Below are 16,032 nucleotides of genomic sequence, written 5' to 3' on the forward strand. Positions count from 1 at the left end.
ATGGGTATCGATCTTCCGCTGATCTGGGCCGTGATCATCATCTTCGGCGTCATGATGTACGTGGTGATGGATGGTTTCGACCTGGGCATCGGCATGCTCTTCCCGTTCGTCCAGGACGAGCGTGACCGCGATGTGATGATGAATACGGTCGCCCCGGTATGGGACGGCAACGAGACCTGGCTGGTGCTGGGCGGCGCGGCCCTGTTCGGCGCTTTCCCGCTGGCCTACTCGGTGGTGCTGGAGGCGCTGTACCTGCCGCTGATCCTGATGCTGGTGGGCCTGATCTTCCGTGGCGTGGCCTTCGAGTTCCGTTTCAAGGCCAGGGCCCACAGACGTCATATCTGGGACAAGGCCTTCATCTGGGGTTCGCTGGTGGCGACCTTCTTCCAGGGCGTGGCCCTGGGTGCCTTCATCGAGGGCTTCAAGGTGGTCGACCGCAAGTTCGTCGGTGGCACCCTTGATTGGCTGACCCCGTTCACCGTGTTCTCCGGCCTGGGCCTGATCGTCGCCTACACCCTGCTGGGCTGCACCTGGTTGATCATGAAGACCGAAGGGCCGCTGCAGCAGAAGATGCATGACATGGCCCGTCCCCTGGCGCTGGTGCTGCTGGTGGTGATCGGTATCGTCAGCCTGTGGACGCCGATCGCCTACCCGCAGATCGCCGAGCGCTGGTTCAGCATGCCTAACCTGGTCTGGTTCATGCCGGTGCCGATCCTGGTGCTGGTGACCTTCTACGGGTTGCTGCGGGCGGTGGCGCGCAACGCCCACTACACCCCGTTCCTGCTGACCCTGGTACTGATCTTCCTCGGTTACAGCGGGCTGGGCATCAGCCTGTGGCCGAACATCATCCCGCCGTCGATCAGCATCTGGGATGCCGCGGCGCCGCCGCAGAGCCAGGGCTTCATGCTGGTGGGCACGTTGTTCATCCTGCCGTTCATCCTTGGTTACACCTACTGGAGCTACTACGTGTTCCGCGGCAAGGTGACCCATGAAGACGGCTATCACTAGGAGCGCATCATGATGAGCGTCGAAGAGAAGAAGCCGCTGTGGCAACGCCTGGGTTGGCTGGTGCTGATCTGGGGGGTGAGCGTGGCGGCGCTTGGCGTGGTGGCTTATGGCATGCGCATGTTCATGAGTGCGGCAGGCCTGAGTACTCACTAAGCCATTGAGTCATCGCGGGGCAAGTCGCATCGATGCGACTTGCCCCGCGATGCTTTTATTTACGTGCCTTGAGCACCACGAACTTCGGCGTCGCCGCCACCTGCTCGACACCCCGGAACAACCGCGCCAGCTTGCTGTGATAGCCCAGGTGGCGGTTGCCGACGATGTACAGCGCGCCACCGACTTCCAAGGCCTCGCGGGCCTGCTGGAACATGCGCCAGGCGAGGAAGTCGCCGACCACCTGCTGCTGGTGGAACGGTGGATTGCACAGCACCACGTCCAGCGATTGTTTCTCCTGGCCAGCCAGGCCATCGGCGGCCCTGATCGTCACCTCGCGGTCGCCCAGCGCCGCTTGCCAGTTCTCCCGCGCCGACTGCACCGCCATGTACGACTCGTCGACCAGGGTGAAATGCGCATCCGGGTTGGCCAGGGCGCTGGCGATCGCCAGCACGCCATTGCCACAGCCAAGATCGGCGACTCGGGCGCGGCCCAGGTCACGCGGCAGATGCGGCAGGAAGGCGCGGGTGCCGATGTCCAGGCCTTCGCGGCAGAACACGTTGGCGTGGTTGACCAGCTCCAGGGCCGGGCTGTCCAGGCGGTAGTGGCTGGGGTAGGGAGAGCGGGCGGCCGGGCGTTCGGCGACGGTGGCAATCAACAGGCGCGCTTTTTTCTGCGCCAGCGAAGCCTGGACCGGGCCGATGTACTTTTCCATCAGGTCGCCAGCGGCGCGGGGCAGGTGCTTGATCATGGCCCCGGCGATTACCTGGGCGCCGGGGGCCAGTTGACCCTGCAGGCGAATGAGCTGTTCCTCGAGCAGGGCCAGGGTCTTGGGCACGCGCACCAGCACGCGGTCGAACGGGCCCTGGAAGGGCTCGCTGGCCGGGATGAAGGGCACGCTGTCGAATGCCTTGCCGTTACCCGCGAGGTTTTTCTCCAGGGCCAGGTGCGCCAGGTGCGAGTCGCCGCTGCTGGTCACGTCCAGGTGCCCGGCCAGGCTGGTCGCCAGGGCGCCGAAGCTGTCGTTGAGCACCAGTACCTTGCAACCAGCGCCCGGCGCCTGGGCGGCCAGGTGCTCCAACAGGTACTGGTCGGCGGCATCGAACGCCAGCAGCGGGTCGTTGGCTTGCTCCGGCTGGCGGATCAGGTCGAGGTCGGCGAAGGGGCTGTTGAACAGGGGCATGACGTGGGGCTCTGCTGCGAATCCTGCCCGGCGCGCTGTGCGGCGGGCTTGCGGCGGGTGATTCTACAGGGCTTTGCGCCTGGGCGGGGGACGGGCTGTCAGAGCAGACCGCGCAGGGCGGCAATGGCGATGGCGCCGGCTTTGTTGGAGGCGTTGGTCTTGCTGATCACACTGCGGATATGGAAATTCACGGTGCTGGTCGAAAGCGAGAGGATCATTGCCACGTCGGCTGCGGTCTTGCCGGCGGCGGACCACTTGAGCACTTCAAGCTCGCGGTCGCTCAATTGCGGCAGTGGGCTGTACTTCGCCAGATGGTGCGTGCTGAGGGTGGCGTGCAAGGTGTTGCACAGCCACATCACCTGGGCGCTCTTCTCGAACAGTTCGTCACGGGAGACCACGCCTTGGGCCCTGGAGACGCTCAACTGGCTTTCGTTGTGCTGCTGGTCGTGCACCGACTGGCTCCAGCCATGGGTCATGCCGTAGGCAGTGGCGGCCTCTCGCAACTGAGGTACCTCTTGGAACAGTGCGTCGTTCCAGACCAGCGGCAGTGTCGTGTGGTGGCATTTCGATACTGTCGGATCTATCTTGATGAAGTCTTCAGCCTGGTAGCGCGCATTCCAGGCGCTTGGGTAATTGTTGTAGAGGATCACCTGGGGGCCACGGGCAGCGACATGAAGGTGCAGCGTCAGGCCGACGAACTCCATGTCCAGTGCCTGGGCCAGTCTCACGGCTTGGCCGAACAGCTGCTGCGGCTCGCGCTCCTCCAGCATCTGCTGGAGCTGCTCGCTCTTCCAATGTGGCATCGATGAAGCTCCCTTTGCGTCGCGGTGGATCCAAAGTCAGCGTTACCCGGTTCGTAGTGTAGGAAATCTCCTAGAGGTGTGCTGGGTTTTTTTGCTATAGCTGTCACGCATTCTTAAGCAGATTACGCTTGCTTCCTGGCGATACCTTACAAACTGACGGTGTTTATCTCTGCTGCTTTGCGCGACACTGTGCGCACTTGATTCGTGGAGCCCGTCATGACCGCCAGCGCCGACAAATTCACCCGCCAGACCCTGCTCGGCGTCCAGCCCCTCACACCCAACCTGTTTTCCCTGCGCGTCACCCGCGATGCAGGCTTTCGCTTTCGTGCCGGTCAGTTCGCCCGCCTGGGCGTGAACAAGGCCGATGGCAGCGTCGTCTGGCGTGCCTATTCCATGGTCAGCGCGCCCCATGACGAGTTTCTCGATTTCTTTTCCATCGTGGTGCCCGGGGGCGAGTTCACCAGTGAGCTCAGCCGCCTTGGCGAAGGCGACACCCTGCTGATCGACCGTCAGGCCTTCGGCTACCTGACCCTTGACCGCTTCGTCGGTGGCCGTGACTTGTGGCTGCTGGCCACCGGTACGGGCATCGCACCGTTCATGTCGATCCTGCAGGACTTCGAGGCCTGGGAGCGCTTCGACAACATCAAGCTGGTGTACTCGGTGCGCGAGGCGAAGGAGCTGGCGTATGTCGATGAAATCGCCACGCTGGAGCAGCGCGATTACCTACAAGAGTTCGCGGGCAAGCTGCAGTTCATTCCAGTGGTCACCCGAGAGCAGCATCCGGGTGCGTTGAACGCGCGGATTACCACGTTGATCGAGAACGGTGAACTGGAAAAGGCGGCGGGGTTGGCGCTGTCGCCGGAGCATTCACGGATCATGCTGTGCGGCAACCCGGAGATGATCGACGAGACGCGCAAGGTGCTCAAGGCGCGTGACTTGCAACTGAGCCTGAGCAAGCGGCCGGGGCAGGTGGCGGTGGAGAACTACTGGTAAGGAGCAACGGCGCCTTTTGGATCGTCGTCACTGGGGCCGCCGCAAAGCGGCCCCAGTCGTTTTGTGCTTTAGGGCTGGCGATTCTGCGCCTTGAGCAGGTCGCGAATCTCGGTCAGCAGGGTTTCCTCGGCGCTGGGCACCGGCGGTGCGGTCGGGGCCACGGCTTCTTCGCGCTTGAGGCGGTTGATCACCTTCACGCCCATGAAGATGGCGAAGGCGACAATGATGAAGTCGAGGATGGTCTGGATGAACTTGCCGTAAGCCAGCATCACAGCCGGCACATCGCCTTCGGCGGCCTTGAGCGTGATGGCCAGGTCGCTGAAGTCCACCCCGCCGATCAGCAGGCCGATAGGGGGCATGATCACGTCGCCGACAAAGGAAGAGACGATCTTGCCGAACGCCGCGCCGATGATGATACCCACCGCCATGTCGACGACATTTCCCTTGACCGCGAAGGCCTTGAATTCACTGAGCATGCCCATGCTGTATTCCTTTGTTACGAATGGAGAGGTAAACGCAGTGTAAGCCACTAAAACGCTTCATGCGTGACGTTCGCAGCTACAGACTGTTTATAGAGCGAATAGTTTTGTCGCCCACCGAGGCCTCCGGGACACGTTCGTGTTCGGCTATCATGGCGGTTTTTTCCAGGAGACCCAGCCCATGGCCAAGGCCAAGCGTTTGTATGGCTGCACCGAGTGCGGCGCGACCTTCCCCAAGTGGGCCGGGCAGTGTGGCGAGTGCGGGGCCTGGAACACCCTGGTCGAGAGCATGATCGAAAGCGGCGGCGCCGCGGCACCGAGCGGGCGCACCGGCTGGACCGGGCAGCAGGCGCAGATCAAGACCCTGGCCGAAGTGAGCGTCGAGGAGATCCCGCGCTTTACCACCAGCAGCACCGAACTCGACCGTGTGCTGGGCGGCGGGCTGGTGGATGGATCGGTGGTGCTGATCGGCGGCGATCCGGGTATCGGCAAATCGACCATCCTCCTGCAGACCCTGTGCAACATTGCCGTGCAGATGCCGGCGCTGTATGTCACCGGCGAAGAGTCGCAGCAGCAGGTGGCCATGCGCTCACGGCGCCTGGGCCTGCCCCAGGACCAGCTGAAGGTCATGACCGAAACCTGCATCGAGACCATCATCGCCACCGCGCGCCAGGAAAAGCCGCGGGTGATGGTGATCGACTCGATCCAGACCATCTTCACCGAACAACTGCAGTCGGCGCCGGGCGGCGTGGCCCAGGTGCGCGAGAGCACGGCATTGCTGGTGCGCTATGCCAAGCAGAGCGGCACGGCGATCTTCCTGGTCGGTCACGTCACCAAGGAAGGCTCGTTGGCAGGTCCTCGGGTGCTCGAGCACATGGTCGACACCGTGCTGTATTTCGAGGGCGAGTCCGATGGCCGCCTGCGCCTGCTGCGCGCAGTGAAGAACCGCTTTGGCGCGGTCAACGAGCTGGGCGTGTTCGGCATGACCGACCGCGGCCTCAAGGAAGTCTCCAATCCGTCGGCGATCTTCCTCAATCGCACTCAGGAAGAAGTGCCCGGCAGCGTGGTCATGGCTACCTGGGAGGGCACTCGGCCGATGCTGGTGGAAGTCCAGGCGCTGGTCGACGACAGCCACCTGGCCAACCCGCGACGGGTGACCCTGGGCCTGGATCAGAATCGCCTGGCCATGCTGCTGGCGGTGCTGCACCGACACGGTGGCATCCCCACCCACGACCAGGACGTGTTCCTCAATGTCGTTGGTGGCGTGAAGGTGCTCGAGACCGCTTCCGACCTGGCGTTACTGGCGGCGGTGATGTCCAGCCTGCGCAACCGCCCGCTGGCTCATGGCCTGCTGGTGTTTGGCGAGATCGGCCTGTCGGGCGAGGTGCGCCCGGTGCCCAGTGGCCAGGAGCGTCTGAAGGAAGCGGCAAAACATGGCTTCAAGCGTGCCATCGTGCCCAAGGGCAACGCGCCGAAAGAGGCTCCCGCCGGGTTGCAGGTGATTGCCGTGACCCGTCTGGAACAAGCGCTGGATGCACTGTTCGAGTAGGTCATTTTCTTGTAAGTGATTCTCAATAACGAGTAGCATACCGCCACCTTGCGACCACCTCATGGAGCGCGTGTGGCGGAGTTAGACCTCAAGCGGCTGTTTCTCAAGCACGCGAAAAACCTTCAAGGCCTGCTCTCGCGCAAGGTGCGCGACCCCCAGCTGGCCGCTGACCTTGTGCAGGACAGTTTCCTGCGCCTGGCCGAGCAGCAGCGTACCGAGACGATCGACAACGCCCAGGCGTACCTCTATCGCACCGCGCACAACCTGATGATCGATCATGTGCGTCAGCAGCAAAGGCGCAAGACCGACACGGTGCCCCATGAGGCTTTCGAGGCGCTCGTCGAGGATGGCCCGGGGCTCGAGGAGCAAGCCGTGCGCGAGCAGCACCTGCGTCGCCTGCAGACGATCCTCGGCGAGTTGCCCGAGCGCACCCGGGAGATCTTCCGCCTCAACCGCCTGGAAGGCCTGACCCACGCCGAGGTTGCCCGGCAACTGGGGATCTCCGACAGCTCGGTGCAAAAGCATCTGGCCAAGGCCCTGGCCTATGTGATGCAGTGCCTGCAGGAAGCCGAATGACCAACGGTTTACTGACTAATGCCGCTTCAGACGTCAGCCCAGACATAACCAGATCGCGAGAGAACCGTGTGAGCAGCCAGAACGAGCAAGCCATCCGCGAGCAGGCCGCCGAGTGGGTGGTGCTGGAGGGGGGCGGCCCCCTGAGCCCGGCGCAGCAGCTGGCGTTGGCGCAATGGTGCGGCAGCGATCCGCGCCACGCGCGGGCCTATGCCTTCGCCCAGGCGACCTGGGCCGATCTCGGGCAGGTGACGAGTCTGGCACCGACAACGCCGCACCGGGCGCCAGTGGCCCGGGCCGAGCGTCCGCGTGGCCGGCGTCGGCCGACGCGGCTGCGCTGGGCGGTGGCCAGCAGTGCGTTGCTGCTGCTGGCAATTCTGGGCGTCGAACAAGGCCCTCGGGTACTGCTCGACTGGCGTGCCGACTACGCCACCGCCCCTGGCGAAGTACGCCGCGTAAGCCTGCCCGATGGTAGCCAGGTCGACCTGGACAGCGGCAGTGCCGTGCAGCTCGACTTCGATGGTCGGCAGCGTCGGGTGCGCCTGTTGGCGGGGGAGGTGGTGTTCAGTGCGGCGCCGGTCAGCGCGGATGAGCCGCGGCCCTTCGTGGTCGAATACGCAGGTGCCACCAGCCAGGCACTGGGCACCCGATTCGTGGTGGGCAAGGCGGGTGATGGCGGCTGGGTGGGCATGCTCGAGCACAGTGTCGATGTGCGGCTGCAAACGGCGCCGGCCCAGGGTGCCGCCCATCAGGTCCTGCAGGAGGGGCAGGCACTGCGCTACGACCAGGCCCAGGGTATCCGGCCATGGACTGGCCGCGATCTGCACCGGGCCACCGACTGGCAGCGGGGTGTGCTGGTGTTCGAGCGCCAGCCCCTGGCCGAGGTGGTCGAGCGCCTGAACCGTTATCGCGATGGCCGCCTGATGGTGATCGATGGCACGCTGGCGCAGCGGGAAGTGAGCGGGGTGTTCCGCCTCGACAACCTGGCCGCCGCCGCCGATACCCTTACCCGCGAGCTGAAGGCCAAGCGCCTGCAGTTACCGGGCTTGACCGTGATCTACTGAGATTCTCGAAAAAACTTTCATCTGGCGTTACTGAGTTTCCCCGCGTGGCTCGTCTGACTGTTGAGATTGATTTTCATTACTAGAAAACGCCAACAGACGAGACGCGCAGTGAGCACGCAATCAACTCGATCCCTCTGGCCTCTGAGCCGCATCGCCCTTGCCGGCAGCCTGGCCCTGGGCACCTGCACCCTGCCGATGGGGATCGGCATGGTGCAGGCCGCCACCGCCGCCAGCAGTGCCAAGCACACCGTCATTCAGTTCGACATCCCTGCCCAGTCGCTCGACAGCGCCGTGCTGGCCTACGCCGAGCAGTCCGGTGTGCAGGTGTTCTTCGACAGCCGAACCCTGGCCGGCTTGCAAAGCGAGGGGCTGCATGGGAGCTACAGCATCGAAGAGGGGCTGCACCGGTTGCTGCGCGGCATGCCCGTACGCTATCGCTTCAGTGCTCCGGGCCAAGTGGGCCTGGAGCGCCTGGCGGAGGGTGGCCAGGTCATGGAACTGGGCGCCACCCACATCGAATCGGCGCGCGACGGTGACTGGGTCTACCAGACGCCCCGCTCGGTCAGCGTGATCACCCGCGAGCAGATCGACAAGCGCCCGCCGCGCCACGCTGCCGACCTGCTCGAGCAGACCGCAGGGGTGTACACGGCGGTCAACCAGCGCGACCCCGGGTTGTCGGTGAACATCCGCGGCGTGCAGGACTATGGCCGAGTCAACATGAACATCGATGGCATGCGCCAGAACTTCAGCGTCAACGGCCACCAGCAACGCAACGGCACGATGTTCATCGACCCGGAGTTCATCCAGGGCGTGGAAATCGACAAGGGCACCTCTGCCGGCATGGGGGGCGCCGGGGTAATCGGTGGCATCGCCAGTTTCAATACCGTCGAGGCCCATGACCTGCTTGGCGAAGGCAAGGAAATAGGCGGTCGCCTGCGCGCCGGCCATGGAATCGGTGAGCTGGGCAATGGCACGTACTTCAACGGCAGCGGGCTGTTTGCTGCCGGCAACGAAATAGGTGACATCCTCGTCGGCTACAGCGAGCGGCACTTCGGCGACTACCGCAGCGGCACGCAGAATGCCGACAATCTGGGCACGCAGATCCGCGGCAAGCTGGAGAATCGTGAGGCCTGGAAGAGCTGGTTGCACGGTGAAGTCGGGGCGATGGACAGCATCACCCGCTCCCAGCTGTTCAAGTTCGGCATCAACCTGCCTGAACATCAGCGTCTTCAGTTCAGCTACTTCGAGACCGATGCCGACAGCAAGGATGCCTGGACCTACAACGACAGTAACAGCAACCGCTATTACTACCGGGTCACCGGGACCAATGACATCAATGCGAAGAACGCTGCATTCGACTACAGCTTCTCACCCGACAACGACCTGATCGATTTCAAGGCCAAGCTTTATTACGTAACCACCCGCCAGGACCGCTGGAACGCCGACAATATGTCCAGTGCAGGTACCGGCAACCGTGTCGAGGCCTACACCGACCGCTTCCAGACCGACACCTGGGGCCTGCAAGTGCAGAACACCTCGCGCTGGCATTTCGGGCAAGTCGACACCTTGAGCTTCAACTATGGCACCGAGCTGTTCCAGGACAGCTTTCGCCCCAGCACGGACCGTGTCGCGGCCCAGAACGAAGTGGAATCGCTGCCCTATGTGCAAGGTGCCAATCCCAAGGGTAAGCGGATCATGGCCAGCCTGTTCGGCAATCTCACCTACGAGCATGACGACTGGCTCAACCTGGATGCCGGGTTGCGTTATGACCGCTACCGCCTGAGCGGCAAGACCGGTGTCACCACCTGGATGTACCCCGAGGGGGTCACCGAAGTCAGCCTGTCGCGCCAGCAGACCCACATGATCTTCGACGAGCAGACCGAGGAAGGGCGCTTCTCGCCAACCTTCGGCATTGCCGTCAAGCCTGGGCTGGATTGGCTGCAGGTGTACACGCGCTGGGGCCGAGGCTGGCGCCCGCCGGCAGTCACCGAAGTGTTCATGAGCGGCCGTCCGCATGCCGGCGGCAGTGCCGAGATGGTCTACCCCAATCCCTTCCTCAAGGCCGAGGAGTCGCACAACTGGGAGTTGGGGGTGAACATCTTCAAGGAGTCGTTGCTGCGCGACGGCGACCGCTTCGGCGCCAAGGTCGCGTACTTCGATACGCGCATCGACAATTTCTCGTTCCTCGACACCAACGTCTCACTGCCCGGCAGCAGCGTGGCGGGTATCGCCCTGGGTCGCTCGGCCTACCAGAACAACCTGGAGACCACGCGCTTTCGCGGCGTGGAATACAGCCTGGATTATGACGCCGGCGCCTACTACGGCCAGCTCAGCTACACCCACATGATCGGCAGCAACGAGTTCTGCTCCAACCAGTTCTACATGGGCGGCGCACAGCGGCTGGTCAGTGCCGGCACCGTCATGCGCCCGGTCCGTGTGGGCAGCCGCATCATCATGCTGCCGGTGCGGGTATCACGCGCCGAGGGCGCCGCAGACACCAACAGCATCGTCAGTTGCGGCGACATCATGGGCAACGCCTCCTATATGCCTGCAGACCGCGGCGCGCTGACCCTGGGCATGCGCCTGCTCGAGCGCACCCTGGATGTAGGCATGCGTGTGCGCTACAGCGAAGGCAATGGCGAAAACCTCAAGAGCCATACCTACAACCAGATCGATCAGGCGCAGTGGCCCCAGTACACAGTCTATGACCTGTACGCCAGCTACTGGATGACGCCCAGCCTGAACCTGGCGCTTTCCCTGGAAAATGCCACCGATGAGGCCTACTTCGTGGCCATGGGCGATGGCAACAACTTGTCGCTGGCTCGCGGCCGCACCTTGAGCGGCATGCTCGAGTACCGTTTCTGAACCAACCGGGTTTGCCCATTCCGGGCGACGCGAAGGCACGGAACACGCCTTCGTCATCACTGTGCAACAACGAGGAACCGTCATGACCCTTTCCGTTAACTACGACGCTGCCTTCGCCACCTCGACCGTCGACGACTACCTGGCCTTCTGGAGTGCCGGGTTCGTCACCGCCGGCCACGGCTACAGCAACACCGGCGGCTTCAGCAACGGCACCTTCGATGGCGACCAGTACGCCACCCACGGTCGCAACAGCTCGGACTACGCCTTCATTGCCGACAGCGACAGCGCCAACGGCCTGCACTACGTGTTCGACCCGTCGAAGGCACCGGGCGACAACCTCAATCACTACCTGTGGGGTTCGCTGGACAACGTTTCCCTGGGTGAAGTGCTCGGCGGCGGCAGCGGCAGCGACTTCAGCCTGAGCAACTACGTGGTCAGCTTCAACGGCCTGGACCTGGATGCCGCCCAGGGCGCCGGCCGTGCCGGCAACGAAGTGCAGGGCGTGATCTACGGCCTGATGCAGGGCAACACCTCGGCCCTGGAAGGTGTGCTCGACAACCTGCTGGCCGGTTATGGCGTGTCCACCAACAGCACCTTCGCCGAAATCGGCGCGGCCCTGGCCGCCGGCCCCGCTCACGCGGCCTCCGCCGAAGCGGTCGGCGTGCAGGCGCTGCCTGAGGACCTGGCCCTGGCGGCCTGAGCGCAGGCATGAAAAAGCGAATGGAAGGTCACCCTGCCATTCGCTGATCTGATGCACTTACCCCGCAGCCCGTGTCTTTGCCGGGCCCAGGCTGCGGCGGTGCGAATTCTGTGGCGACGATGGCGCGAATGCAATCGCCGGTCGGCGCCTTCTACGAGGTTTCCAACAAATGCGAACCGCTCCCGCCGCGGCCAATGAAGTGCTGCGGGCGCTCAAGGCCTGCCGTGCCGGGCTTGGCAACGTCGCGTTGTTCACCGCGGTGATCAATGTGCTGATGCTGGCGCCGGCGCTGTACATGCTGCAGGTCTATGACCGGGTCTTGTCGTCGCGCAACGAGATGACCCTGCTGATGCTCAGCCTCATGGTGCTCGGGGTGTTCGCCTTCATGGGCCTGCTGGAGTGGCTGCGCAGCCAGGTGGTGATCCGCCTGGGCACGCGCATGGACATGGACCTCAACCCGCGGGTGTTCGAGGCCGCCTACGAGGCCAGCCTGGCCGGGCACAAGGGGGCGGCGGGGCAGATGCTCGCCGACCTGACCGCGCTGCGCCAGTTCGCCACCGGCCAGGCGTTGTTCGCCTTCTTCGATGCGCCGTGGTTTCCGGTTTACCTGCTGGTGATGTTCATGTTCAGCCCGTGGCTGGGCCTGATGGCGCTGGCGGGCGCGGTGTTGCTGACGGTGCTGGCGTGGGTCAACGAGCGCCTGACCCAGGCGCCGTTTGCGCAAGCCGGGCAGTTGTCGCAGCAGGCGGGCCTGGAGGCCAGCGCCAACCTGCGCAATGCCGAAGTGATCGAGGCCATGGGCATGCTCGGCGCCGTGCGCCAGCGCTGGGCACGCTTGCATCATGGCTTTCTTGCCCGGCAGAACCTGGGCAGCGAGCGCACCGCGGCGGTCACCGCGCTGACCAAGACCGTGCGCCTGGCCTTGCAGTCGCTGGTGCTCGGGCTGGGCGCCTGGCTGGCCATCGAACAGTTGATCACCCCGGGGATGATGATCGCCGGCTCCATCCTCATGGCCCGCGTGCTGGCGCCGATCGACCAGTTGATTGGCGCCTGGCGGCAATGGAGCGGTGCGCGCCTGGCCTATCAGCGCCTGAGCGAGTTGCTGCAGGCCCAGCCGCTGCGGCCGGCGGGCATGCCGCTGCCGGCACCGCTCGGCAAGCTCACGGTCGAGCAGGTGGGCGCGACGCAGCCGGGCAGCAGTCGCCTGTGCCTTAACAACCTGGGCTTCGAGCTGCCGGCGGGCGAGTCGCTGGGGATCATCGGCCCCTCCGGGTCGGGCAAGTCGACCCTGGCGCGGCTGTTGGTCGGGGCCAGTGCGCCGGTCAGTGGCAAGGTGCGCCTGGACGGTGCCGACCTGCGGGCCTGGGACCGTGGCGCGCTGGGTCAGCACATTGGCTACCTGCCGCAGGATGTGCAGCTGTTTGCCGGCAGCATCGCCGACAACATTGCGCGCCTGGGCCCTGTCGACGCCCAGCAGGTGGTCGCCGCAGCGCAACTGGCAGGGGTGCACGACATGATCCTCGCCTTGCCGGGCGGCTATGACACGCTGCTGGGGGAGGGCGGCATGGGGCTTTCCGGTGGCCAGCGCCAGCGCATCGGCCTGGCACGCGCGCTGTACGGGCTGCCGGCGCTGATCGTGCTCGACGAACCCAACTCCAACCTCGATGAAGCCGGTGAACGGGCGCTGGTCGAGGCCATTGCCAGGCTGCATGAGCACAAGCGCACGCTGATCCTGATTACCCACAAGTCGTCGCTGCTGGCCGGCCTGGACAACCTGTTGATGCTCAAGGGCGGCCAGTTGCAGGCCTTCGGCCCCACCGCCAGGGTATTGCAGGACGCCCAACGGGCCGCTCGGCCAGCCCCCGCACCCTCCATCGCCCGTAACCCCATCGGCATGAACGTCACGTTCGGCCAGCCAAGAGCCTGATTTCATGAGCGTACACGCCCTTTCCACGCAAAAGACCGATGCGAGCCTGCTCAGCCTCGATGAACACCGGCCGGGCCGTGTCGGCCGCTGGCTGGTGCTGGCAGGCTTCGGCGGCTTCCTGCTGTGGGCCGCGCTGGCGCCATTGGACAAAGGTGTGCCGGTCAGCGGCAGCGTGATGGTTGCCGGTAGCCGCCAGGCCGTGCAGCACCCCACGGGCGGTGTGATAGAACAGTTGCTGGTGCGTGACGGTGACACAGTGAACGCCGGCCAGGTGCTGCTGCGCATGGACCCGACCCAGGCCCAGGCCCAGGTCGGTTCGTTGCGGGTGCAGTACGTCAACGCCCGCGCCGGGGAGGCGCGTCTGCTGGCCGAGCGCGATGGTCGGGCGACGATTGCATACCCCGAAGACCTGCTGGCCCAGGCAAACCTCCCCTGGGTGGCCACGGTGCTGGAAGGGCAGCGCCAGCTGCGTGGCAGCCGGGCCCAGGCGCTGGACATGGAACTCGGCGGCCTGCGCGAGAGCATTGCCGGTGCCGAAGCCTCGCTGCAGGGGCTGCAAGGTTCGCTGGCCAGCAAGCAGGCCCAGCGCGATGCGCTGGATGAGCAGTTGCGCGGCCTGCGTGAGCTGGCCCGGGACGGCTACATTGCCCGTAATCGCCTGCTCGACAGCGAGCGCCTGTTGGCCCAGGTCAATGGCTCGATCGCCGAGGACTTCGGCAACATCGGCCGCACCCGGCGCCAGGTGCTGGAGCTGAAGCTGCGGATCGGCCAGCGTCAGCAAGAGTACCAGAACGAAGTGCGCCAGCAGCTCGCCGAACTGCAGGCCAGCGCCGAGGACCTGGGCAACCGCCTGCACAGCGCCGAATTCGAGCTGGCCCATGCCCAGGTGCGCGCCCCGGTGGCAGGCACGGTGGTTGGCCTCAGTGTGTTCACCAACGGCGGGGTCATCGCCCGCGGTCAGCAACTGATGGAGATCGTGCCGCGTGATGCGCCTTTGCTGGTCGATGCGCGGGCCTCGGTGGAGATGATCGACCGTCTGCACCCGGGCTTGCCGGTAGAGCTGATGTTCGTGGCGTTCAACCAGAGCACCACGCCGCGGGTGGACGGCGAGGTGACCCTGGTCTCGGCCGACCGTCTGGTGGACGAGAAGACCCAGCAGCCCTACTACCAGGTGCGCATCAAGGTCAGCGAACAGGGATTGGGGCAACTGGCGGGCCTGGATATCCGCCCCGGCATGCCGGTGGAGGCTTTCGTGCGCACCGGCGAACGCTCGATGCTCAACTACCTGTTCAAGCCTCTGGCCGATCGGGTGCACGTTGCCCTGGCGGAGGAATAAGGGTGATGCCGGTATCTTTGCGTTTCGCAGGCCTGTTGCTGCTGCTCACCAGCCTCTCGGCGCAGGCCCTGGACCTGGGCGATGCCTACGCCCTGGCCCTGCGCAACGACCCGACCTGGCAGGGCTCGATCGCCGAGCGTGAGGCCGGGCTCGAAAACCGGGCGATCGGCCGCGCAGGCTTGCTGCCCAGGCTGTCGTATCGCTACAACCGCGCCCGCAACGACTCGGAGGTGACCCAGCGCAACCCGTCCGGCAACGTGACCACCCAGCGCGATTACCGCAGCTACAGCTCGACCCTGACCCTCGAGCAGCCGCTGTTCGACTATGCCGCCTGGAGTGATTATCGTCGAGGCGTGGCCCAGGCCGCGCTGGCCGACGAGCGCTACCGGGGGCGTGGCCAGGAGCTGATGGTGCGTCTGTTCGGTGCCTACAGCGAAGCGCTGTTCGCCAATGAGCAGATCGCCCTGGCCCAGGCCCAGCGACGTACCTTTGCCGAACAACTGACGCTCAACGAGCGTCTGGTCAAAGGCGGCGAGGGTACCCGTACCGACGTGCTCGAGACCCGGGCTCGCTATGAGTTGGCCCAGGCCCAGGAGATCGAGGCAGGCGACAATCTCGATGCGGCGTTGCGGGCCTTGCAGGCGATCATCGGCGAGCCGGTAGAGGTCGATGACCTGGCGCCGATGACCGGTGATTTCCGCGTCCAGCCACTGACCCCGGCACGTTTCGAGCCCTGGCGCGACCTGGCCGTCGCCCGCAACGCCGAGCTGGCCAGCCAGCGCCATGGGCTCGAGGTCGCCGAGCAGAACATCGAGCGTCAGCGGGCCGGGCATCTGCCTTCGTTGAGTGCCTATGCCAGCAAGGGTGTATCCAGCTCCAGCTCCGAGAGCAGCTACAACCAGCGCTACGACACCGACAGCATTGGTGTGCAGTTGAACGTGCCGCTGTTCGCCGGTGGCGGCGTGTCGGCGTCGGTGCGCCAGGCCCGTGCCCAGCGGGATGCCGCAGGCTTCGAGCTGGATGCTCAAATGCGCGACACGGTCAACCAGCTGCGCCGGCAGTTCAACCTGTGCGCCAGCGGCACGGCGAAGATCCGCGCCTACGACCTGGCGGTCAAGGCGGCCGCAGCCCTGGTGCAGGCCACGCGCAAGAGTGTGCAAGGCGGTGAACGGGTCAACCTCGATGTGCTGGATGCCGAGCAACAGCTGTTCGGCGCCAGGCGCGACCTGGCCCAGGCGCGGCACGAGTACCTGCGGGCGTGGTTGCAGCTGCGCTATCTGGCGGGGGTGCTGGAGGCCGGGGACCTGAATGTGTTGAATCGGTACTTCGCGGCGCACGGCTAGGGTGATCGTGGGGGCGGGCTTGCTCCCATGGATCTGCCCAGACAAAAAAGGGAGCCGAC

Annotated in this window: 14 protein-coding genes; 11 read left to right on the top strand and 3 right to left on the bottom strand. The window is 65.0% G+C overall.

All coding sequences use genetic code 11. The annotated features are described in order from the left end of the window. Both cydB and ABZO33_RS08575 read left to right on the top strand, forming a co-directional pair. Positions 1-1,008, top strand: a complete 1,008-nt coding sequence (gene cydB / locus ABZO33_RS08570) for a cytochrome d ubiquinol oxidase subunit II (protein ID WP_414535712.1) — start codon at positions 1-3, stop codon at positions 1,006-1,008. A gap of 12 nt (positions 1,009-1,020) precedes the next feature. Next, the gene (locus ABZO33_RS08575) at positions 1,021-1,161 is read left to right on the top strand and encodes a DUF2474 domain-containing protein (protein ID WP_414536325.1); all 141 of its coding nucleotides are present in this window, start codon (positions 1,021-1,023) and stop codon (positions 1,159-1,161) included. Positions 1,162-1,216: 55 nt separating this feature from the next. Here the strand turns inward: ABZO33_RS08575 and ABZO33_RS08580 are convergent, their stop codons facing one another. Beyond that, positions 1,217-2,341, bottom strand: coding sequence for a methyltransferase (locus ABZO33_RS08580; protein ID WP_414535713.1), 1,125 nt, complete (start codon positions 2,339-2,341; stop codon positions 1,217-1,219). 98 nt (positions 2,342-2,439) lie between these two features. Next, positions 2,440-3,144, bottom strand: a complete 705-nt coding sequence (locus ABZO33_RS08585; RefSeq protein ID WP_414535714.1) for an autoinducer binding domain-containing protein — start codon at positions 3,142-3,144, stop codon at positions 2,440-2,442. Between the two features lie 216 nt (positions 3,145-3,360). On the opposite strand from ABZO33_RS08585, the gene ABZO33_RS08590 reads away from it, so the two are divergent. Then, positions 3,361-4,137, top strand: coding sequence for a ferredoxin--NADP reductase (locus tag ABZO33_RS08590; RefSeq protein WP_414535715.1), 777 nt, complete (start codon positions 3,361-3,363; stop codon positions 4,135-4,137). A gap of 68 nt (positions 4,138-4,205) precedes the next feature. Here the strand turns inward: ABZO33_RS08590 and mscL are convergent, their stop codons facing one another. Then, positions 4,206-4,619: a large-conductance mechanosensitive channel protein MscL gene (mscL, locus tag ABZO33_RS08595; RefSeq protein ID WP_277461073.1), complete on the bottom strand. Its 414-nt coding sequence runs from the start codon at positions 4,617-4,619 to the stop codon at positions 4,206-4,208. 178 nt (positions 4,620-4,797) lie between these two features. Here mscL and radA point away from each other — a divergent pair, with 178 nt between their 5' ends. The 8 genes from radA (at position 4,798) to ABZO33_RS08635 (ending at position 15,973) form a co-directional block, all read left to right on the top strand. Then, positions 4,798-6,165 carry a DNA repair protein RadA gene (radA, locus tag ABZO33_RS08600; protein ID WP_046857208.1) on the top strand — a complete coding sequence of 456 codons (1,368 nt, stop codon included), beginning with the start codon at positions 4,798-4,800 and terminating at the stop codon, positions 6,163-6,165. A 72-nt stretch (positions 6,166-6,237) separates the two neighbouring features. Further along, positions 6,238-6,741, top strand: a complete 504-nt coding sequence (locus tag ABZO33_RS08605) for an RNA polymerase sigma factor (protein ID WP_414535716.1) — start codon at positions 6,238-6,240, stop codon at positions 6,739-6,741. A 68-nt stretch (positions 6,742-6,809) separates the two neighbouring features. Further along, positions 6,810-7,802: a FecR family protein gene (locus ABZO33_RS08610; protein WP_414535717.1), complete on the top strand. Its 993-nt coding sequence runs from the start codon at positions 6,810-6,812 to the stop codon at positions 7,800-7,802. 195 nt (positions 7,803-7,997) lie between these two features. Further along, positions 7,998-10,667 carry a TonB-dependent hemoglobin/transferrin/lactoferrin family receptor gene (locus ABZO33_RS08615; RefSeq protein ID WP_414536326.1) on the top strand — a complete coding sequence of 890 codons (2,670 nt, stop codon included), beginning with the start codon at positions 7,998-8,000 and terminating at the stop codon, positions 10,665-10,667. An 82-nt stretch (positions 10,668-10,749) separates the two neighbouring features. Then, the gene (locus tag ABZO33_RS08620) at positions 10,750-11,367 is read left to right on the top strand and encodes a heme acquisition protein HasA (RefSeq protein WP_414535718.1); all 618 of its coding nucleotides are present in this window, start codon (positions 10,750-10,752) and stop codon (positions 11,365-11,367) included. Between the two features lie 169 nt (positions 11,368-11,536). Further along, on the top strand, positions 11,537-13,294 hold the full coding sequence (locus ABZO33_RS08625) for a type I secretion system permease/ATPase (protein ID WP_414535719.1): 1,758 nt from the start codon (positions 11,537-11,539) through the stop codon (positions 13,292-13,294). 4 nt (positions 13,295-13,298) lie between these two features. After that, the gene (locus ABZO33_RS08630; RefSeq protein ID WP_414535720.1) at positions 13,299-14,630 is read left to right on the top strand and encodes an HlyD family type I secretion periplasmic adaptor subunit; all 1,332 of its coding nucleotides are present in this window, start codon (positions 13,299-13,301) and stop codon (positions 14,628-14,630) included. A 5-nt stretch (positions 14,631-14,635) separates the two neighbouring features. Beyond that, positions 14,636-15,973, top strand: coding sequence for a TolC family outer membrane protein (locus ABZO33_RS08635; RefSeq protein WP_414535721.1), 1,338 nt, complete (start codon positions 14,636-14,638; stop codon positions 15,971-15,973). Positions 15,974-16,032: the final 59 nt, after the last annotated feature.

The sequence above is a fragment of the Pseudomonas sp. CAM1A genome, from assembly GCF_047501685.1.
In the GTDB taxonomy this organism is placed as follows: Bacteria; Pseudomonadota; Gammaproteobacteria; order Pseudomonadales; family Pseudomonadaceae; genus Aquipseudomonas.